The organism is Streptomyces syringium, from assembly GCF_017876625.1.
Taxonomy (GTDB): domain Bacteria; phylum Actinomycetota; class Actinomycetes; order Streptomycetales; family Streptomycetaceae; genus Streptomyces; species Streptomyces syringius.
Genome location: NZ_JAGIOH010000001.1, coordinates 3,730,662 through 3,749,647, shown reverse-complemented (window position 1 = coordinate 3,749,647; position 18,986 = coordinate 3,730,662). Strand labels below are relative to the sequence as shown.

Genomic DNA, 18,986 nt, shown 5'->3' with positions numbered 1-18,986 from the left:
TCAAGATCATGACGACGGATGCCCGCACCCCCGCCCCTTCCCGGCCCGCCCGGATCGACTTCGCGCGCTCGGCCCCGAAGGCGTTCACGTCCCTGATCGGCTTCGACGCCGCCGCCCGCGAGGGCATGGACCCGGCCCTGGTCGAGCTGGTCCAGATCCGCGCCTCGCAGCTCAACGGCTGCGCGTACTGCCTGCACATGCACACCTCGGACGCCCGCAAGGCGGGTGAGAGCGAGGAGCGCCTCCACATGGTGGCCGTCTGGCGTGACGCGGCGCGCTTCTTCACCGCCCGCGAACGGGCGGCCCTCGCCCTGACCGAGTCCGTCACCCTGCTCCCGGCCGGCGGTGTCCCGGACGACGTCTATGCCGAGGCGGCGGCCCACTTCGGCGCCGAGGAGCTGGCCCGGCTGCTGGCCCTGATCTTCGCCATCAACACCTGGAACCGCATCGCGATCGCCACGGCGAAGATCCCGGGCACGGACGACCGCGCCTGACGGTGTGACGCGGGGCAGCCCCAGGCCGTCGGCCTGGGGCTTTCGTGGTTTCCGGGGGCTTGTCCGGGTGCGTTTCGGGGCGCCGGGTGGTGCCATGGTGGCGCCATGGGCGTCACTAAGACGCCACCTCCCCTTGTGATGGCACCATGGCGGTGCCATGATGGCGCCATGGTGCTGGGCCTGGCCGACGCCAAGAGCTGAGCGGCGCCCGCACCACCCCTCCGATCCGCACCTTCGATCCGTACCGGAGACCACCATGCAGCACGAACCGTCGACGAACTCCCCGGAGCAGGCGGCCCAAGAGGCCGTGGTGTTACCGATCCAGCGCCCCGAGGGCTGCCCCTTCGACCCGCCCGCCGAGCTGGCGGAACTGCGCGAGCGGCAGCCGCTCACCCGGTTGCGCTACCCCGACGGCCACCTGGGCTGGCTGGCCACCGGCCACTCCACGGTCCGGGCGATAGCCGCCGACACCCGCTTCAGCTCACGCTACGAGCTCATGCACTACCCCTTCCCGGGCACGGAAGACCTGGAGATTCCCCCGGCCACGGTCGGTGACCTCACCGGGATGGACCAGCCCGAGCACACCCGCTACCGGCGGCTGCTCGCCGGCAAGTTCACGGTCCGCCGGATGCGCGCACTCACCGCACGCGTCGAGCAGATCACCGCCGAGCACCTCGACGCCATGGAGCGCCAAGGACCGACGGTGGACCTGGTCCGAGCCTTCGCCCACCCCGTGCCGGCACTGATGATCTGCGAACTCCTCGGTGTGCCCGAGGTCCGGCGCGCGGACTTCATGGAACGCGCCGCGGCGATCAGCGCCCCGGAGTCGACCCTGGACGAGCAGATCGCCGCCCTGGCCGGCCTCGGGGACTTCTTCCGGGACCTGATCTCGGACAAGCGCGCCCACCCCACCGACGATGTGCTCAGCGACCTGACCACCAGCGAGCTCACCGACGAGGAACTCGCCGGGATCGCCGGCTTCCTGCTCGCCGCCGGCCTCGACACCACGGCCAACATGATCGGCCTCGGCACCTTCGCCCTGCTGTCCCACCCCGAACAGGCCGCGGCCCTGCGGGCCGACCCCGGCCTCGCCGACCAGGCGGTGGAGGAACTCCTCCGGTATCTGACCATCACCCCCACCGGCGTCAGGGCCGCGCTCGAGGACGTCGAGGTCGACGGACAGCTGATCAGGATCGGCGAGTCCGTCACCATCTCCATCCAGGCCGCCAACCGCGACCCGGCCCGCTTCGATGATCCCGACACCCTCGACATCCACCGCAAGGCCACCGGTCATCTGGCCTTCGGCCACGGCATCCACCAGTGCCTGGGCCAGCAGTTGGCCCGCGTCGAGATGCGGGTCGCCCTCCCGGCCCTGTTCACCCGCTTCCCGACGCTGCGCCTGGCGGTCCCGCCCGAGGAGGTGCCGCTGCGGACCGACATGAACATCTACGGGGTGCACCGGCTCCCCGTCACCTGGGGCGAGGAGTAGGCCGATGGAGATCCGTATCGACCGCGAGCGCTGCCTGGGCGCCGGGATGTGCGCACTGACCGCCCCCGAGGTGTTCGACCAGGACACCGAGGGCGGCCGGGTACTCCTCCTGGACACCGACCCGCCCCCCGCCCGGTCGCTCGCGATCCGCAGGGCCGCCTACGCCTGCCCCTCCGGAGCCATCACCGTCACGGAGCCCCGGCCCGCGTCCGGTGAGCCCGCCGAGCTCCGCGGTCACCACATCAGGGCGTCGGAGACGTTCGACTGCCAGTAGGTGACGGCCGCGCTGTCGTCGACCCACGTGCCCTTCGGGAAGGCGATCGAGTCGGGCCCGCCCTCGGAACCGTCACCGCTGTCGAGGAAGACGTGCAGAATGCGGACGTCCCGCCCGTTCTCCCCCGAGCCGTCGGCGGACGACAGCCGGATGCCCGCGTAGGCGGACTGGCCCGGCTTGAGCGTCACGACCGACTGCGGTGCGGACTCCTCCATCGCCTGGGCGCCGACGTACTGGTCGTCGTCGAAGCCCAGAAGCGGGGCCTTGAGGAGAGTGCAGGTCTCGGATCCGGTGTTGGTGACGGTCAGCAGCTGGTGGTTGATCGGGCGGCTCACGTTCCGCACGGTGAAGTCGGCGGACGTGGTGGAGCAGAGCGCCCCGACCGGGCCGCGGTCCGCCTGCGGGGCGGCCTGGGCGGGGACGGCCGCGGTGGCCAGGACAGCGGCACCGGAGAGGACGGCGGGGGCGATGAGACGTGCGAAGCGCATGGTGGCTCCTCCTGATGAGGCGTCAGTGGGGGTTGATCACCTCGGTGTTCCCCGAGGCCTGATCAGCGTGCGGCGCCGCCCGCCGCCCCATCAAGGCCTGCCGGGTCTTCCGGGAAGCGGGAACGCTTGCGTGCGACCTGACCTGCGGAAAGGTCAGCGCCGTGGAACGCTCCGGTGGGACGCTCCCGTGGAATGCGAAGGGTCAGTCCACCGGGGCGGGCGACCACCGCGTATCCCCCAGCGGCTGCTGGTACGAGGGCCTGCCCGCGGATCCGCTGGTGCGGAAGGGCCTGCCCTGGTCGTCGATCCGGAGGGTCCCGTGCCGGCCGCCGCTGGACCACTGGAGCTCCAGGTGCCACCGCACATCGTGCTGTCTGGCGTCGGCCTTGACGTAGAAGACCTCGGCATCGGTGCGGCTCACCTTGTACGGGAAGTCGCGCTGACCGCCCACCGGGGTGAGGGCGGGTGACCCGGCCTCGAGGTCGACGCCGAAGGACCGCGTCGCCACGTCGCCGCCGCAGCCGACCCCGGTGGCGTACGCGTTCCACGCGAGCGGCGCCTTCGCCCCGTCCACCCGGACGTGCAGCCCTTCGAGCACGACCGCGTCCTTGCCGGTGCCCTGCAAGGTGATTTTGACGAACTGTTGGTCGGCGGAGACGGCGCCGAGCTCGGACACCCAGGCGGGCGCGTCCTGCTCGAAGGGGGGCTTCGGCATCTCACCGGGTTTCCGGTTGACCAGGAAGCGCTGGGAGCAGGGGCTCTCGTAGGCGTAGGGCCGGGTGTGGGCGGTCAGGGGCGCGTCGGCGTTGTCGCTGTCGTCCTGCTGACCGGGTGACGAGGGGGACGCGGTGCCGTCCGCGCCGGCGGATGCGGCGGGCTCGCCGTGCTTCTCCTCTCCCTCCTTCTCCTCGTTCGGAGAGGAGGACGGGGTGCCGGACGGGCGCGTCCCGGATGTGTCGGACTTCCCCGGCTTCCCGGGCGCGATCGCCCCGGCCCTGCTCGAAGAGGAGGCCGCGGCGGACCGCGCCTTCCCGTCGTCATCGCTGTCGTTGCCGACCAGGCTGACGGCGAGCGCGGCGGAGCCCATCACGCAGGTGACGGCCAGGGCGGCCAGTACGGCTCTCCGGGTCCGCCGTTGCCGCGGTGGGCGGACGTCCGACGAGGCGGCTGGGGGAGCGGACCGGGGAGGGTCGGGCGCCACGTCGTCTGCCGGAGCCGTCGTCGCCTCGTCTGCCGGAGCCGGTCCTTCCGGCTGAGTGGCTGTACTCGGCTTACGGCCGCGCGCCGCGTCCGCGAGGATCCACTGCCGGTGGACCTGGATCAATTCTTCCGGAGTGGCCTTGCACAGGCGGGCCAGCCGCTCGACCGGAGCGAACTCCGTCGGCACGGTGGACCCGTTGCAGTACCGGTGCAGTGTCGACGTACTGACGTGCAGCCGCTTGGCCAGCACCCCGTAACTCAGGCCGGACCGCTCCTTCAGCGATCGCAGCAACTCCGCGAGATCGCTTGCCCCCACGCCACTCCTCCGTCCCATGTCCTCGTTCCAGAGAACACCCATTCCCCCAGGTCAGCGCCGGTGCCACCGTTCCAGCGTCCCTCATCGGCCAGCGGTGCTGGCGCCCGGGACGCGGCGTCGCACAAGCTTTCGTCATCCAAGCACGCCGCTCCCGGATCCGGTCGAGCGGCGCTCCGCTGCCTCCCCCACGAAGAAAGAGATCCGCCATGCGCGCCTCCGTCCGCCGGCCCCGTCTGCTCGCCGCCGCCTCCCTCGCGCTCACCGCGCTCGCCCTGACGGCGTGTGACAACGGACAGGGAGAGGGAGTCCGCGAGGAGGGCGCCGCCACGCAGGCCTCGGACTCGGTGCCCCAGGACAAGCCGACCCCGAAGCCCGAAGGGACGGCCGCCCCCAAGGCGCCCAGTGCTGCCGGTGCTACCGGCAAGGGAGGGGCCCGCACGTCGGCACCGGCCAAGGACACCGACCCGAACGCCCCGGCGAACCGCGTGCCCTGCACCGCCGACAACACCCGTATCACCGCCGCACCGCTCTCCCGCCCGCTCAACCACATGCTGCTCACGATCACCAACACGGGCTCCAAGATGTGCGACTTGAAGGGCTACCCGATCGTCAAGTTCGAGGGTGCCCAGTCGGTCCCCCCGGTCATGGAGGCGACCAAGCCGCAGGCGGTCACCTCACTCGCCCCGGGCAAGCAGGGCTACGCGGCCGTGATCCTCTCCGCGGGCGACGGCAGTGGCGGCGAGGGCCGCACGGCCCAGAGCCTGGAGATCGGCTTCCAGGGCAGCGACAAAATGGCCGAAGCCGCCCTCCAGGCCAAGGGCGTGCACATCGACGACTCGCTGCGCGTCACGTACTGGGTGACCACGGTCGAGGACGCCCTCTCCTGACCCCGAACGGGGTGCGTGGCGTAGCGCAGGCCGCCAATCGGTTGATCCGTGTGGCGGGTCGTGGTTCCGCCCCTCGGGCCTGCTGGGACGATCCCGCCCATGGCGCCAAGGGCAGGCAGGGCCGAGAGTTCGGCAACAGCGCGAGTCGTCCTGCTGACACTCTCGGCCGGTCAGTTCCTGATGGCGCTCGACAGCTCGGTCATGAACGTCTCGATCGCGACGGTGGCCGAGGACGTGGGCACGACCGTGACGGGGATCCAAGGCGCGATCACGGCCTACACCCTCGTGATGGCGATGTTCATGATTCCGGGCGGCAAGATCGGGGCGCTGATCGGACGCAAACGCGCGTTCATGATCGGCTGCTGCATCTACGGCTGCGGCTCCCTGACGACGGCGCTCGCACCGAACCTGCCGGTACTCCTGCTCGGCTGGGCGCTCCTTGAAGGCATCGGGGCGGCACTCATCCTGCCCGCGATCGTGGCCCTTGTGGCGGGCAACTTCGTCGCCGAACGCCGTCCCGCCGCCTACGGACTCGTCGCGGCGGCAGGGGCAGTGGCGATCGCGCTCGGGCCGCTCATCGGGGGTGTCGCGACGACGTACTTCTCCTGGCGGTGGGTGTTCGCCGGTGAGGTGCTGGTGGTGCTCGGCATCCTGGTGTCGGCCCGCCGTATCGCCGACGCTCCGACGGGCGGACGCCGCCGCATCGATCTCGTGGGCGCCGTGCTGTCCGCGCTGGGGCTCGGCATCTTCGTCTACGGAGTACTCCGCTCGGACGAATGGGGCTGGTTCCGGCCGAAGCCCGACGCCCCTTCATGGCTCGGGGTCTCGCTGGTTGTGTGGCTGATGCTGGCAGGCCTGCTGCTGGTCTGGCTCTTCCTCCGCTGGGAGGCCCGCCTCGTGGAGCAGCGCAGCGAGCCGCTCGTCGACCCGGCCATGCTGCGGAACAAGCAGCTCACCGGCGGGCTGACCATGTTCTTCTTCCAGTACCTCGTGCAGATGGGCGTGTTCTTCGTCGTACCGCTCTATCTGTCGGTCGCCCTGGGCCTGTCGGCGCTCACGACCGGTGCCCGCCTTCTGCCGCTGTCGGTGACACTGCTGGCAGCCGCGGTCCTGATCCCCCGCTTCCTCCCGGACGTCTCGCCACGGCGGGTGGTACGACTCGGGATTCTCTCCCTGCTCGCGGGCGCGGTCGTCCTGATGGCCGCCCTCGACGCAGACGCCGGTGCGGAAATCGTCACCGTCCCCCTCCTCCTGATCGGGCTCGGCATGGGCGCGCTGGCGTCCCAGCTCGGTGCGGTCACCGTGTCCGCGGTGCCGGAACAACAGAGCGCGGAAGTCGGCGGCGTCCAGAACGCGGTCACCAACCTGGGTGCCTCGCTCGGTACGGCACTCGCCGGGTCGATCATGATCGCCGCCCTCACCTCCTCGTTCCTGACCAGCGTGGAGCAGAATCCGGAGGTCCCGGCCGGAGTCAAGAGCCAGGCGACCGTCCGGCTCCAAAGCGGTGCGCCCTTCCTGTCGGACGCCCAACTCAGGACGGCCCTCGACGAATCAGGCACAAGCAGCGAGGTGAAGAAGGACGCGCTGGACGCGAACGCCGCCGCCAGGCTCGACGGCCTGCGCGCCGCCCTCGCCATCCTCGCCCTCGCCGCCCTTCTGGCGATGTTCTTCACCTCACGGATCCCGACGACCCAGCCCCGCTCGGCAGAGCCGTAGCCGCGGACGGCCTCGGTCGCGGGTCGCCCACGGCGGAACGAGCCATCGCCCGGCGATCCGCCCGTGTGCCTGTACGGCGTAGCCGCCCGTGAGTACAAGCGGGTAGATGTCGCCGACGGTGAGAACGTCCGTCAGTGGGCGGCAATGCAGGACCGTGAGGTTCACGCGGCGGCCTGGGCGAGCCTTCCGGCACGGATCTGGCACGAGACGCCTAGCGTGGTCCGGACAACAAAGAAGCCCCGGGCCGAGGCCTGGGGCTTTCTGGTGGAGCGGGTGACGAGAATCGAACTCGCGCTCTGAGCTTGGGAAGCTCATGTTCTACCATTAAACTACACCCGCGAGGGCGCCCGTTTTCAAGGCGTCGCATCGTCGCACACTCTACCCCATCGAGACCCCCCGGTGCATAGACCGTGGGGTCTTCTCGTTGTGGGCGGGCTCCGGGCGGCCTCGGGTGGCGAGGGTGGGGATGCGGGCGCGGGGGGCGGGAGTTGGGGCGTACCGTGGGGGCGCCGGAAGTCGTGGCGCGGGTACGGGAGTGCCGCGTGCCAGCCCGCCCCTTAGATCCCCTAATGTGGCTTTTGTCTTTCGTGTTGTGCGGAGGCACGCAGTGAGTGCCGCCATGGGGAAAGGGAGCTCGATGGAGCGCACCGTCGTTCGTTGTGCCGAAGGGCACGTGTTCAGCACCGCTTCGTTCCCGATGCAGAACCTCGGTCCCGGCCGGCTCGGCCCCGCGCGGCTGCTGCGCTGCCCGCGCTGTGCCCGGCTCCGGCATTCCGTACCGGTGGGAGTCCAGAAGGGGTGAGGCGGCGCGCGGGCCCGGTCCGGATCGGACCGGGCCCGCGTTGCCCGGCTTCTCCGCGTATCCTCGACCCGTGCTTCTCTCAGACAAGGACATCCGGACCGAGATCGACGCAGGCCGGGTGCGGATCGACCCATTCGACGAATCGATGGTGCAGCCGTCGAGCATCGACGTGCGTCTGGACCGCTACTTCCGGGTGTTCGAGAACCACCGGTACCCGCACATCGACCCCGCGGTCGAGCAGGCGGACCTCACGCGCGAGGTGGTGCCGGAGGGCGACGAGGCGTTCATCCTGCACCCGGGTGAGTTCGTGCTCGCCTCGACGTACGAGGTCATCACGCTCCCCGACGACGTGGCCTCGCGGCTGGAGGGCAAGTCCAGCCTCGGCCGGCTCGGCCTGCTGACGCACTCCACGGCCGGCTTCATCGACCCCGGTTTCTCCGGGCACGTGACGCTCGAGCTGTCGAACATGGCCACGCTGCCGATCAAGCTGTGGCCGGGGATGAAGATCGGGCAGCTGTGCATGTTCCGGCTGACCTCACCCGTGGAGCACCCGTACGGATCCGCCAAGCACGGCTCCCGCTACCAGGGCCAGCGCGGGCCGACGCCCTCGCGGTCCTTCCAGAACTTCCACCGCACCCAGGTCTGACGCAGAACAAGGCGAAGAGCAAACAGTGAGTGACATCCGCGAGAACCTGACCTACCCGATCTTCGGGGAGGCCATCCGTGAGCTGGCGCAGACCATCGCGGACGACGGCTACGAGCCGGACATAATCCTCTCCATCGCGCGCGGCGGCGTCTTCGTCGCGGGTGGGCTGGCGTACGCGCTGGACTGCAAGAACATCCACCTGGTGAACGTCGAGTTCTACACCGGTGTGGGTGCCACGCTCGAAATGCCGGTCATGCTCGCCCCGGTGCCCAACGCGATCGACTTCTCCAACAAGAAGGTGCTGATCGCGGACGACGTCGCCGACACCGGCAAGACGCTGAAGCTGGTGCACGACTTCTGCCTCGACCACGTCGCCGAGGTCCGCAGCGCCGTGATCTACGAGAAGGCGCACTCGCTGGTGAAGTGCGAGTACGTGTGGAAGCGCACCGACGAGTGGATCAACTTCCCGTGGAGCGTCGAGCCCCCGGTGGTCCGCCGTGAGGGCCAGGTCCTCGACGCGTAAGCGGCACGCCTCACGACAAAGGGCCCCGGCCCGCGCTCGCAGCGCGGGCCGGGGCCCTTTGTCGTGAGTACGCGGCCGCCGCTACAGCGTGCCCAGCTTGATGATCGACAGCAGTGCGATCAGCTGGATCGCCGACGCGCCCAGCGCCTTCGGCCACGGCAGGTCGTGCGACTTGCTCACCATCGAGGTGAACAGCGCGCCCGCCACCAGCCAGGTCGCCCAGCCCACCACCTGGACGAACGGGCTGTCGCCGCCCAGGAACATCGCGAAGAGCAGCCGCGGGGCGTCCGTGACCGACATGAGGAGCATCGACAGACCGATGGTCGGCTGCCACTCGCCGTCGCCGCCGAGCTGGCGGGCGAGGGTGTGGGTGACCGCGCCGAGGATCATGCCGGAGACCACCACGACGACGCCGGTGATCAGGACCCACGGGATGCTGTTGGAGAGTGTGGCGTTCAACACGTCCGCGCGGGCCTTGTCGAAGCCGAAGACCGCGAGCAGGCCGTAGACGAACGTGACGATCAGGGCCGGGGCCCACATGGCGTGGTCGCGCATCTGCCAGAAGGTGGCGGACGGGCGCAGGACTATGCCCGTCAGCAGCTCCTTCCAGTGCAGCCGCGGGCCGACGGGCGGGGCGGGCGCCTGGCCGGCGCGGTAGGTCGCGCCGTCGTCGTAGGAACCGTTGTCGTACGAGCCGTTGCCGTAGCCGTCGTCACCGTACGGGCTGTACGGGGCCTGGTGGCCGTACGCGTCCGCCTCGCCGACGCTGAACTGCTGGGTGTGGCCCGGATTGTCGGCCGTCGGGCCCGGCTGGGGGGCCTGCTGCCCGTAGTACGGGTCCTGGGGGGCCTGCCGGCCGTACGGGTCGCCCTGCTGGCCGCCACCGCCCCCGAAGTACTCCGGCTCACCGTGCCCGCCGTGCTGCTGCCACTGCTGCCCGCCGGGCGCGCCCGTACCGCCCCCGGGCATGCCGCCGGGGGCGCCGTACGGGGCCTGCTGCCCGGGGCGCTGTCCTTGCTGCGCGGGGCGGGTGCCGTGCGCGTCCCGTCCGCGTCCCATCCTGAATCCAGCCACACTTCGAACGTACCCGCTCCGGAGAGCCCGTGGAGCCGGGCCCGGGTGAACGGGGCGGTCTTTGCGGCCGAGCTGTGACATCCCTTAGGGGAAAGCTTAGGGACCGCTGGGACGGCGGGAGGGTTTCGGCACCCGGTGCGGTACCTGTGGCCTACGTCGCAAGGACTGCGCGCACCGCGCCCGCCGCCGACGGGGCGTCAGGCGCTGTACGCGGCAACGGCCGGTCCCCGCGCATCGCGGGGACCGGCCGTTCACACAAGGGCCGCACAAGGGCCGTACAAGGACCGGCGGCTACTTCGCCGGTTCCGGCTCCGGCTCGGAGACCGGCTCGCCGTCCTCGGCCGGCTCCTCCGGGGTCTTCACCGACTCCAGCAGCAGCTGGGCGACGTCGACGACCTGGATCGACTCCTTCGCCTTGCCGTCGTTCTTCTTGCCGTTGACCGAGTCGGTCAGCATGACGAGGCAGAAGGGGCAGGCGGTGGAGACGATGTCCGGGTTGAGGGACAGCGCCTCGTCGACCCGCTCGTTGTTGATGCGCTTGCCGATGCGCTCTTCCATCCACATGCGCGCACCACCGGCGCCACAGCAGAAGCCGCGCTCCTTGTGGCGGTGCATCTCCTCGTTGCGCAGGCCCGGCACCTTCGCGATGATCTCGCGCGGCGGTGTGTAGACCTTGTTGTGCCGGCCCAGGTAGCAGGGGTCGTGGTAGGTGATCAGACCCTCGACCGGGGTGACCGGCACGAGCTTGCCCTCGTCGATGAGGTGCTGGAGCAGCTGCGTGTGGTGGATGACCTCGAACTCGCCGCCCAGCTGGGGGTACTCGTTCGCGATCGTGTTGAAGCAGTGCGGGCAGGTCGCGACGATCCGCTTCTTGGACTTCGGCTTCTTCGTCGACTCGTCGTCGCTGTCCTCGCCGAACGCCATGTTCAGCATCTCGACGTTCTGCTGGCCGAGCTGCTGGAAGAGGAACTCGTTGCCCAGGCGGCGGGCCGAGTCACCGGTGCAGGCCTCGTCGCCGCCCATGATCGCGAACTTCACGCCCGCGATGTGCAGCAGCTCCGCGAAGGCCTTGGTGGTCTTCTTGGCGCGGTCCTCCAGGGCGCCGGCGCAGCCGACCCAGTAGAGGTAGTCGACCTCGGTGAGGTCCTCGATGTCCTTGCCGACGACCGGGATCTCGAAGTCGACCTCCTTCGTCCAGGCCAGACGCTGCTTCTTGGCCAGGCCCCAGGGGTTGCCCTTCTTCTCCAGGTTCTTGAGCATCGTGCCCGCCTCGGACGGGAAGGAGCTCTCGATCATCACCTGGTAGCGGCGCATGTCGACGATGTGGTCGACGTGCTCGATGTCGACCGGGCACTGCTCGACACAGGCGCCGCAGGTGGTGCAGGACCACAGGACGTCCGGGTCGATGACGCCGTTCTCCTCCAGGGTGCCGATCAGCGGGCGCTCGGCCTCCGCCAGCGCGGCGGCCGGAACGTCCTTCAGCTGCTCCTCGGTGGCCTTCTCCTCGCCCTCGGCGGTCTTGCCGCCGCCCGCGAGCAGGTAGGGCGCCTTGGCGTGCGAGTGGTCGCGCAGCGCCATGATCAGCAGCTTCGGCGACAGCGGCTTGCCGGTGTTCCAGGCGGGGCACTGCGACTGGCAGCGGCCGCACTCGGTGCAGGTGGAGAAGTCGAGGAGGCCCTTCCAGGAGAAGTGCTCGACCTGGGAGACGCCGAACTGGTCGTCCTCGCCCGGGTCCTCGAAGTCGATCGGCTTGCCGTCGCTGACCATCGGCAGCAGTGCGCCGAGGGCGACGTCGCCGCTCGCCTCGCGCTTGAACCAGATGTTGGGGAAGGCGAGGAAGCGGTGCCAGGCCACGCCCATGTCGATGTTCAGCGAGACCGTGATCATCCAGATGAACGACGTCGCGATCTTGACCATCGCGAAGAAGTACGTGAGGTTCTGCAGGGTTTCCAGGCTCAGGTCCTGGAAGGCCATGACCAGCGGGTACGAGGCGAAGTACCCGGCGTCGTAGCTGTCCACGCCGTGCTGGACGCCCTCCAGGGCGTGCAGCGTCATGATGCAGATGCCGACGATGAGGATGACGGCCTCGACGAAGTACGCCTGGCGGAAGTTGGAGCCCGCGAAGCGGGACTTGCGGCCCGCCTTGCCCGGCTTGCTCAGCTGCCGGATGACGATCAGGGCGAGGATGCCCAGCGTCGTCATCAGGCCGAGGAACTCGACGAAGATCTCCCACGGCAGCCAGTCGCCGATGACGGGGATCAGCCAGTCGGCCTGGAAGAGCTGGCCGATGGCGTTGACGATCGTCAGCAGCAGCGAGAAGAAGCCGACCGCCACGAACCAGTGCGCGACGCCGACGACGCCCCACTTGTTCATACGGGTGTGGCCGAGGAACTCCTTGGCCACCGTGACCGTGCGGGTGACCGGCTCGTCGGTGCGGGTGCCGGCGGGGACCGGCGCGCCGAGCCGGAAGTATCGGACGAACTGCGCGACGGCGCGGCCGAGCAGCGCAACACCGACCGCGATTAGGACCAGCGACACAATGATCGCGGCGAGTTGCATGGGTGGCTCCTCGAACCTGCCAGAGCTTGTGGAGAGCGAATTACTAAGCAGTAACTTATCCAGTCCCAGCCGAGATTACCCAGGATTCGGCCGTGCATGAACCTGACGTGCCGGTGATCTGTGTCGCCCAGGCAACCCTTCCCCGTTCCGTCGCGTCCCTTCCGCGCCCGCGAGTGACGGTAAGCCTGACATAAAAATTGAGTGGGCCCGACTCAGGTCCGTTGACAGGTTTCCCGTCGTGTTGCACTCTTGAGTCTGTTCCACTCAAGTCAGCTGGAGGAATGACATGGCACGTGCGGTCGGCATCGACCTGGGTACGACGAACTCCGTCGTCAGTGTTCTCGAAGGCGGTGAGCCCACCGTCATCACCAACGCCGAGGGCGCCAGGACCACGCCGTCCGTCGTCGCCTTCGCGAAGAACGGTGAGGTGCTGGTCGGCGAGGTCGCCAAGCGCCAGGCCGTCACCAACGTCGACAGGACCATCCGGTCGGTCAAGCGCCACATGGGCACCGACTGGAAGATCAACATCGACGGCAAGGACTTCAACCCGCAGCAGATGAGCGCCTTCATCCTGCAGAAGCTGAAGCGTGACGCCGAGGCTTACCTGGGTGAGAAGGTCGTCGACGCGGTCATCACCGTCCCGGCGTACTTCAACGACTCCGAGCGTCAGGCGACCAAGGAGGCCGGTGAGATCGCGGGCCTCAACGTCCTGCGTATTGTCAACGAGCCGACCGCCGCCGCCCTGGCCTACGGCCTCGACAAGGACGACCAGACCATTCTGGTCTTCGACCTCGGTGGTGGCACCTTCGACGTCTCGCTGCTCGAGATCGGTGACGGCGTCGTCGAGGTGAAGGCCACCAACGGTGACAACCACCTCGGTGGTGACGACTGGGACCAGCGCGTCGTCGACTACCTGGTCAAGCAGTTCGCCAACGGCCACGGCGTCGACCTGTCCAAGGACAAGATGGCCCTCCAGCGCCTCCGCGAGGCCGCTGAGAAGGCGAAGATCGAGCTGTCCTCGTCCACCGAGACCTCGATCAACCTGCCCTACATCACGGCGTCCGCCGAGGGCCCGCTGCACCTGGACGAGAAGCTCACCCGCGCCCAGTTCCAGCAGCTGACCGCGGACCTGCTCGACCGCTGCAAGACCCCCTTCCACAACGTCATCAAGGACGCCGGCATCGCGCTGTCCGAGATCGACCACGTGGTCCTCGTCGGCGGCTCGACCCGTATGCCGGCCGTCGCCGAGCTCGTCAAGGAGCTGACCGGCGGTCAGGACGCCAACAAGGGCGTCAACCCGGACGAGGTCGTCGCCATCGGCGCGGCCCTCCAGGCCGGTGTCCTCAAGGGCGAGGTCAAGGACGTCCTGCTGCTCGACGTCACCCCGCTGTCGCTTGGTATCGAGACCAAGGGCGGCATCATGACGAAGCTCATCGAGCGCAACACCACGATCCCGACCAAGCGCTCCGAGATCTTCACGACGGCCGAGGACAACCAGCCGTCCGTGCAGATCCAGGTCTACCAGGGCGAGCGCGAGATCGCGGCGTACAACAAGAAGCTCGGCATGTTCGAGCTCACCGGCCTGCCGCCGGCCCCGCGTGGCGTCCCGCAGATCGAGGTCACCTTCGACATCGACGCCAACGGCATCATGCACGTGACCGCGAAGGACCTCGGCACGGGCAAGGAGCAGAAGATGACCGTCACCGGCGGCTCCTCGCTCGCCAAGGACGAGGTCGACCGGATGCGCCAGGAGGCCGAGCAGTACGCGGAGGAGGACCACCGCCGCCGCGAGGCCGCCGAGACCCGCAACCAGGCCGAGCAGCTCGTCTACCAGACCGAGAAGTTCCTCAAGGACAACGAGGAGAAGGTCCCGGGCGAGGTCAAGACCGAGGTCGAGACCGCCGTCGGCGAGCTGAAGGAGAAGCTCAAGGGCGAGGACACGGCCGAGATCCGCACCGCGACCGAGAAGGTCGCCGCGGTCAGCCAGAAGCTCGGCCAGGCCATGTACGCCGACGCCCAGGCCGCGGGCGGCGCCGAGGGTGCCGCCGGTGCCGAGGGCGCCGGCCAGGCCAAGCCCGAGGACGACGTCGTCGACGCCGAGATCGTGGACGACGAGAAGCCCAAGAAGGACGGTGCCGCGTGACGGAGGAGACCCCGGGCTTCGAGGAGAAGCCCGACGTCCCCTCCGACGCCGCAGCCCCCGATGATGCGGCGCAGGCCGCCGGGTCCGCCGACAAGGCGGGCCCGGAGGCCCCGGCTGGGGACGCACCGACCGAAGGACAGGACGCGCAGGCCGCCCAGGAGGGCGCCGACGTGGCCCTGACCGCGCAGCTGGACCAGGCCCGTTCCGCGCTCGCCGAGCGCACCGCGGACCTCCAGCGGCTCCAGGCCGAGTACCAGAACTACCGTCGCCGGGTGGAGCGGGACCGGGTCACGGTCAAGGAGATCGCGGTCGCGAACCTCCTGTCCGAGCTCCTTCCCACGCTCGACGACATCGGCCGCGCCCGTGATCACGGCGAGCTGGTCGGCGGCTTCAAGTCCGTCGCCGAATCGCTGGAGACGGTCGTCGCCAAGATGGGCCTGCAGCAGTTCGGCAAGGAGGGCGAGCCCTTCGACCCGCTGGTGCACGAGGCCTTGATGCACAGCTACGCGCCGGACGTCACCGAGACCACGTGCGTGCAGATCCTGCAGCCGGGGTATCGGATCGGCGAGCGGACGATCCGCCCCGCGCGGGTCGCCGTGGCCGAGCCGCAGCCCGGCGCCCAGAAGGGCGAGGGCGACGAGGACACGGCCGAGGAGAGCGGTGGCCCTGAGAAGGGCTGACGTGCCTGACGTGACGACGGACAGCGGGGACCGGAAGGAGGGACGCCGGGGATGAGCACGAAGGACTTCGTCGAGAAGGACTACTACAAGGTCCTCGGCGTGCCCAAGGACGCCACCGAGGCCGAGATCAAGAAGGCGTACCGGAAGCTCGCCCGCGAGTACCACCCGGACGCCAACAAGGGCGACGCCAAGGCGGAGGACCGCTTCAAGGAGATCTCCGAGGCGAACGACGTCCTCGCGGACCCCAAGCGCCGCAAGGAGTACGACGAGGCCCGCGCCCTGTTCGGCAACGGCGGCTACCGCCCGGGCCCGGGCGGCGCGGGCGGCGGCTCCTTCAACTTCGACCTGGGCGACCTCTTCGGGGGCGCCCAGGGCGGAGCGGGCGCCGGCGGCTTCGGCGGCGGCGGTGGTCTCGGTGATGTCTTCGGCGGCCTCTTCAACCGCGGTGGTTCGGGCACCCGGACCCAGCCGCGGCGCGGTCAGGACATCGAGTCCGAGGTGACGCTCAGCTTCACCGAGGCGGTGGACGGGGCCACGGTCCCGCTGCGGATGTCCTCCTCGGCCGCCTGCAAGGCGTGCTCCGGCACGGGCGACAAGAACGGCACGCCGCGGGTCTGCCCGACCTGCGTCGGCACCGGACAGGTCTCCCACGGCACGGGTGGCGGCTTCTCGCTGACCGACCCCTGCCCCGACTGCAAGGGACGCGGGCTGATCCCCGAGAACCCCTGCGACGTGTGCAAGGGCAGCGGGCGGGCCAAGTCCTCCCGCACCATGCAGGTCCGCATCCCCTCGGGAGTCTCCGACGGGCAGCGGATCCGGCTGCGCGGCAAGGGCGCCCCGGGCGAGCGCGGCGGGCCCAACGGAGACCTGTACGTCGTGGTGCACGTCGGCACGCACCCGGTCTTCGGGCGCAAGGACGACAACCTCACCGTCACCGTGCCGGTCTCCTACGTGGAGGCGACGCTCGGCGGCGAGGTGAAGGTTCCCACCCTCGGGGGCCCTCCGGTCACCCTCAAGCTGCCGGCCGGCACACCCAACGGCCGGACGATGCGCGCCCGTGGCAAGGGCGCGGTGCGCAAGGACGGCACCCGCGGCGACCTGCTGGTCACCGTCGAGGTCGCCGTGCCCAAGGACCTCGACGACAAGGCGCGGGAGGCCCTGGAGGCCTACCGCGACGCGACGGCCGACGAGGACCCGCGGGCGGAGCTGTTCCAGGCCGCGAAGGGAGCATGAGATGGACGGCCGCCGACGACGTTTCGAACCAGCACAGCCGTATCAGCTGACCGACGAGTCGCCGGTCTACGTCATCTCCGTCGCGGCTCAGCTCTCGGGCCTCCACCCGCAGACGCTGCGCCAGTACGACCGTCTCGGCCTGGTCTCCCCGGACCGCACGGCCGGGCGCGGCCGACGCTATTCGGCGCGCGACATCGAGCTGCTGCGCCAGGTGCAGCAGCTCAGCCAGGACGAGGGCATCAACCTGGCGGGCATCAAGCGCATCATCGAGCTGGAGAACCAGGTGGCGGCGCTCAAGGCGCGCGCCGCCGAGCTCCAGGCGATGGTCGAGGGCGCGGCCACGGCCATGCAGCAGCGCGAGGCCGCGGTGCACGCCTCCTACCGCCGTGACCTGGTCCCGTACCAGGACGTGCAGCAGACCAGCGCGCTGGTCGTCTGGCGGCCGCGGCGGCCGGGCTCGGACTAGCGACACCTGCCCGGGACACCGGGCGGACGCGTACGAGGGCCGACGGAACGATCTGTTCCGTCGGCCCTCGCGCGTATCCGGGTGTGTCCGAGGGGGTCAGGCCCGGCCCATGGCCCGGGTGACCGTGATCTCGATGACGACGCGGTCGGGGTTCGGGCTCGGCGTGCGGCCGTAGCGCTCGGCGTAGCGGGCGACGGCGTCGGCGACGACCTCGGGCTCGGTCCGCACCACCGCGCGTCCCTCCAGCGTCGCCCAGCGCCCCCGGTCCAGCTGGCACACGGCGACGTACGCCCCGTCGGGACCGCAGGCCTGGACGTTGCCGACCTTGGTGCTGCTCTTGCGGGTGATGACCCGGGCCACGCCGGCCTCGGGGTCGTACGTGACGCCCACCGGAACGACGTGCGGGGTGCCGTCCGAGCGGTGGGTGGTGAGCGTGCAGAGGTGGTACTCGCGCCAGAAGTCGAGGTACGCGGGGGAGAGGTTCCGGAGGTCGTGGGCCATGCGGGAAGCGTAGTTCGTGGGCCTCAGGCGAAGTCGGCCGTCTCCAGGACGAAGGCGAACGGACCGGGGAGGGCGAGCGGCTTGCCGTAGGCGGTGGAGTGCGCCTGCGCGTAGTCCGCGCCGCCTGTCGCCGACGGGTCACTGTGCAGGGTGACGGTCTCCTGGTCGCGGTCGACGAGGAGATACAGCGGGATCCCGGCGCGGGCGTAGCAGTGGCGCTCGGCGATCCGGTCGCCGTCCGGCTTGGTGCTGGTCACCTCCACCACCATGGCCACCCCGTCGCAGGGCATCCAGGACGGGGCTCCCCGGAACAGACGCAGCGCGCGGGGAGCGAAGGTGGCGTCGGGGATGGCGTGGTTCTTGGGGCACCTGCCCCCGCTGGGCATCAGCAGCCCCTTGTTGCCCGAGCAGTCCATGTCGACGCGCGACTCCCGCAGCACCTGTCGGATGACGGTGCTCAGACAATCCTCGTGTTCGCCATCCGGAGCCGGTGACACGATGATCTCCCCCTCGATGAGCTCGGCTTTGAAGCCTTCAGGGGTCTCCAGGGCCAGAAAGCTCTCCAGGAGGAGCTCTTCCTGCGTGGGCGTCGGCTCGTGTGCCGTGGCCGTCATGCTGCACCCCCTTGCGGTCCGAGGCCAGGGTGGCCCGCCACCGCGTGGGCGGGTGGCGGGCCACCGAGGGTTCACTCGGAAGAGTGTGCGGCGGGCATCAGTTCGCCGGGGGTCGGCTCGCTGTCGGTCCGCTCGGGGTCGGTCCGGGGGTGGGCGGCCGGGTCGGGGCCGGCGTGGGCTTCGCCGTCGGCCCGGGCGTCGGGACGGTGCTCGGGGCCGGGGTGCTGCCCGTCGGTCGACACGTCGGTACGGCCGTCGGTACCGCCGTGGGAACGGCCGTAGGCACTGCGGTCGGTATCGGCGTCGGGCGGGTCGTGGGTGCCACGGTCGGGCCCGTCGTGGGTACGGGCGTCGGGCCCGCCGTCGGGCGGGCCGTGGGTGCCACCGTCGGGCCGGGGGTGGGTATCACCGTCGGGGCGGCCGTCGGGCCCACCGTCGGGTCCGGCCATGTCGTCGCCGACACAGGCATGAACGTCGGGTGCGGAGTCGCCGGTGCCGTCGGGACGGTCGTCGGAGTCGGTCGCGGTGCCGTCGTCGGACCCGCCGTCGGACCCGCCGTCGGCACGGACGTCGGCACCGGCGTCGGCCGGGCCGTCGTCGGGGCGCAGGGGGTCGGGCCGGTGCCCGGGGATGCCGATGCCGTCGGTAGCGACAGGCCCAGGCCCACCGTTGTGGCGAGTGTCAGTAACACCGCGCCGGTGGTCGCGCGGGTGAAGGGGCGGGCCGCCCCCAGGGGTCGGAGCATGGGAAGAGTCCTTGCTGTCCGGTGGTGGCGCAGGGGGTGGGGGGAACGCCTGAGCAAGATCCTGCATCACCGGTGCCGGACGCGGAAGCCCCGGACCGGGCCGACCGGGCGGGCCTTTTCGGACGGGCTGCCTGGC

At 70.2% G+C, this 18,986-nt stretch carries 18 protein-coding genes and 1 tRNA gene; 11 read left to right on the top strand and 8 right to left on the bottom strand.

Translation table 11 applies throughout. The features are described from left to right. Positions 1-8 precede the first annotated feature (8 nt). The 3 genes from JO379_RS16525 to JO379_RS16515 all read left to right on the top strand — a co-directional run bounded on the left by JO379_RS16525 (position 9) and on the right by JO379_RS16515 (position 2,257). Positions 9-494, top strand: a complete 486-nt coding sequence (locus JO379_RS16525; protein WP_130878701.1) for a carboxymuconolactone decarboxylase family protein — start codon at positions 9-11, stop codon at positions 492-494. A 256-nt stretch (positions 495-750) separates the two neighbouring features. After that, on the top strand, positions 751-1,983 hold the full coding sequence (locus JO379_RS16520) for a cytochrome P450 (RefSeq protein ID WP_130878702.1): 1,233 nt from the start codon (positions 751-753) through the stop codon (positions 1,981-1,983). Between the two features lie 4 nt (positions 1,984-1,987). Beyond that, positions 1,988-2,257 carry a ferredoxin gene (locus JO379_RS16515; RefSeq protein WP_130878703.1) on the top strand — a complete coding sequence of 90 codons (270 nt, stop codon included), beginning with the start codon at positions 1,988-1,990 and terminating at the stop codon, positions 2,255-2,257. Here JO379_RS16515 and JO379_RS16510 read toward each other — a convergent pair. Both JO379_RS16510 and JO379_RS16505 read right to left on the bottom strand, forming a co-directional pair. Further along, positions 2,218-2,745, bottom strand: coding sequence for a DUF4232 domain-containing protein (locus JO379_RS16510; protein ID WP_209515538.1), 528 nt, complete (start codon positions 2,743-2,745; stop codon positions 2,218-2,220). The two genes, JO379_RS16515 and JO379_RS16510, sit on opposite strands and share 40 nt — an antisense overlap. A gap of 202 nt (positions 2,746-2,947) precedes the next feature. Further along, a complete protein-coding gene (locus JO379_RS16505) occupies positions 2,948-4,261 on the bottom strand; it encodes a transcriptional regulator (RefSeq protein ID WP_307842028.1) in 1,314 nt (437 codons plus the stop codon). A 206-nt stretch (positions 4,262-4,467) separates the two neighbouring features. On the opposite strand from JO379_RS16505, the gene JO379_RS16500 reads away from it, so the two are divergent. After that, positions 4,468-5,148 (top strand): DUF4232 domain-containing protein, encoded by a 681-nt coding sequence (locus tag JO379_RS16500; RefSeq protein ID WP_209515531.1) that lies wholly within the window; start codon positions 4,468-4,470, stop codon positions 5,146-5,148. Between the two features lie 99 nt (positions 5,149-5,247). Continuing rightward, on the top strand, positions 5,248-6,864 hold the full coding sequence (locus JO379_RS16495; RefSeq protein WP_209515528.1) for an MFS transporter: 1,617 nt from the start codon (positions 5,248-5,250) through the stop codon (positions 6,862-6,864). A 265-nt stretch (positions 6,865-7,129) separates the two neighbouring features. Here JO379_RS16495 and JO379_RS16490 read toward each other — a convergent pair. Next, positions 7,130-7,203: transfer RNA gene (locus JO379_RS16490), tRNA-Gly, on the bottom strand. A 533-nt stretch (positions 7,204-7,736) separates the two neighbouring features. Between JO379_RS16490 and dcd the strand changes: the two genes are divergently transcribed. Together dcd and JO379_RS16480 are read left to right on the top strand one after the other, a co-directional pair. Next, positions 7,737-8,312, top strand: coding sequence for a dCTP deaminase (gene dcd / locus JO379_RS16485; RefSeq protein WP_030366976.1), 576 nt, complete (start codon positions 7,737-7,739; stop codon positions 8,310-8,312). 25 nt (positions 8,313-8,337) lie between these two features. Further along, positions 8,338-8,835: a phosphoribosyltransferase gene (locus tag JO379_RS16480; protein WP_130878710.1), complete on the top strand. Its 498-nt coding sequence runs from the start codon at positions 8,338-8,340 to the stop codon at positions 8,833-8,835. 81 nt (positions 8,836-8,916) lie between these two features. Here JO379_RS16480 and JO379_RS16475 read toward each other — a convergent pair whose 3' ends face one another. Both JO379_RS16475 and JO379_RS16470 read right to left on the bottom strand, forming a co-directional pair. Continuing rightward, positions 8,917-9,990: a Yip1 family protein gene (locus tag JO379_RS16475; RefSeq protein WP_209515525.1), complete on the bottom strand. Its 1,074-nt coding sequence runs from the start codon at positions 9,988-9,990 to the stop codon at positions 8,917-8,919. Positions 9,991-10,200: 210 nt separating this feature from the next. Next, positions 10,201-12,468 carry a (Fe-S)-binding protein gene (locus JO379_RS16470; protein ID WP_130878712.1) on the bottom strand — a complete coding sequence of 756 codons (2,268 nt, stop codon included), beginning with the start codon at positions 12,466-12,468 and terminating at the stop codon, positions 10,201-10,203. 286 nt (positions 12,469-12,754) lie between these two features. On the opposite strand from JO379_RS16470, the gene dnaK reads away from it, so the two are divergent. From dnaK to JO379_RS16450, 4 genes are read left to right on the top strand one after another with little or no spacing between them, the layout of a single operon-like run. Then, a complete protein-coding gene (gene dnaK / locus JO379_RS16465; protein WP_130878713.1) occupies positions 12,755-14,611 on the top strand; it encodes a molecular chaperone DnaK in 1,857 nt (618 codons plus the stop codon). Continuing rightward, a complete protein-coding gene (grpE, locus tag JO379_RS16460) occupies positions 14,608-15,291 on the top strand; it encodes a nucleotide exchange factor GrpE (protein WP_130878714.1) in 684 nt (227 codons plus the stop codon). The genes dnaK and grpE overlap by 4 nt, the downstream gene beginning before the upstream one ends. 51 nt (positions 15,292-15,342) lie before the next feature. Further along, the gene (dnaJ, locus tag JO379_RS16455; RefSeq protein WP_130878715.1) at positions 15,343-16,524 is read left to right on the top strand and encodes a molecular chaperone DnaJ; all 1,182 of its coding nucleotides are present in this window, start codon (positions 15,343-15,345) and stop codon (positions 16,522-16,524) included. A 1-nt stretch (position 16,525) separates the two neighbouring features. After that, on the top strand, positions 16,526-16,990 hold the full coding sequence (locus tag JO379_RS16450) for a heat shock protein transcriptional repressor HspR (protein WP_130878716.1): 465 nt from the start codon (positions 16,526-16,528) through the stop codon (positions 16,988-16,990). 96 nt (positions 16,991-17,086) lie between these two features. Here JO379_RS16450 and JO379_RS16445 read toward each other — a convergent pair whose 3' ends face one another. From JO379_RS16445 to JO379_RS33705, 3 genes are all read right to left on the bottom strand, one after another. Beyond that, entirely contained in the window at positions 17,087-17,491 is a 405-nt protein-coding gene (locus tag JO379_RS16445) for a pyridoxamine 5'-phosphate oxidase family protein (RefSeq protein ID WP_209515520.1), read from the bottom strand. A gap of 23 nt (positions 17,492-17,514) precedes the next feature. Beyond that, on the bottom strand, positions 17,515-18,105 hold the full coding sequence (locus JO379_RS16440; RefSeq protein WP_209515517.1) for a Uma2 family endonuclease: 591 nt from the start codon (positions 18,103-18,105) through the stop codon (positions 17,515-17,517). Between the two features lie 71 nt (positions 18,106-18,176). Then, positions 18,177-18,554: a hypothetical protein gene (locus JO379_RS33705; protein WP_209515513.1), complete on the bottom strand. Its 378-nt coding sequence runs from the start codon at positions 18,552-18,554 to the stop codon at positions 18,177-18,179. Between the last annotated feature and the right edge of the window lie 432 nt (positions 18,555-18,986).

Excerpts from the sequence above, each read along its gene's own strand:
- JO379_RS16525 (WP_130878701.1), top strand. The coding sequence starts at position 9 with ATGACGACGGATGCCCGCACCCCCGCCCCTTCCCGGCCCGCCCGGATC.
- dnaK (WP_130878713.1), top strand. The coding sequence starts at position 12,755 with ATGGCACGTGCGGTCGGCATCGACCTGGGTACGACGAACTCCGTCGTC.
- JO379_RS16475 (WP_209515525.1), bottom strand. The coding sequence starts at position 9,990 with ATGTCACAGCTCGGCCGCAAAGACCGCCCCGTTCACCCGGGCCCGGCT.
- JO379_RS16470 (WP_130878712.1), bottom strand. The coding sequence starts at position 12,468 with ATGCAACTCGCCGCGATCATTGTGTCGCTGGTCCTAATCGCGGTCGGT.
- JO379_RS16515 (WP_130878703.1), top strand. The coding sequence starts at position 1,988 with ATGGAGATCCGTATCGACCGCGAGCGCTGCCTGGGCGCCGGGATGTGC.
- JO379_RS16520 (WP_130878702.1), top strand. The coding sequence starts at position 751 with ATGCAGCACGAACCGTCGACGAACTCCCCGGAGCAGGCGGCCCAAGAG.
- JO379_RS16445 (WP_209515520.1), bottom strand. The coding sequence starts at position 17,491 with ATGGCCCACGACCTCCGGAACCTCTCCCCCGCGTACCTCGACTTCTGG.
- JO379_RS16510 (WP_209515538.1), bottom strand. The coding sequence starts at position 2,745 with ATGCGCTTCGCACGTCTCATCGCCCCCGCCGTCCTCTCCGGTGCCGCT.
- JO379_RS16500 (WP_209515531.1), top strand. The coding sequence starts at position 4,468 with ATGCGCGCCTCCGTCCGCCGGCCCCGTCTGCTCGCCGCCGCCTCCCTC.
- dnaJ (WP_130878715.1), top strand. The coding sequence starts at position 15,343 with ATGAGCACGAAGGACTTCGTCGAGAAGGACTACTACAAGGTCCTCGGC.
- JO379_RS33705 (WP_209515513.1), bottom strand. The coding sequence starts at position 18,554 with ATGGCCGGACCCGACGGTGGGCCCGACGGCCGCCCCGACGGTGATACC.
- JO379_RS16495 (WP_209515528.1), top strand. The coding sequence starts at position 5,248 with ATGGCGCCAAGGGCAGGCAGGGCCGAGAGTTCGGCAACAGCGCGAGTC.
- JO379_RS16440 (WP_209515517.1), bottom strand. The coding sequence starts at position 18,105 with ATGACGGCCACGGCACACGAGCCGACGCCCACGCAGGAAGAGCTCCTC.
- JO379_RS16450 (WP_130878716.1), top strand. The coding sequence starts at position 16,526 with ATGGACGGCCGCCGACGACGTTTCGAACCAGCACAGCCGTATCAGCTG.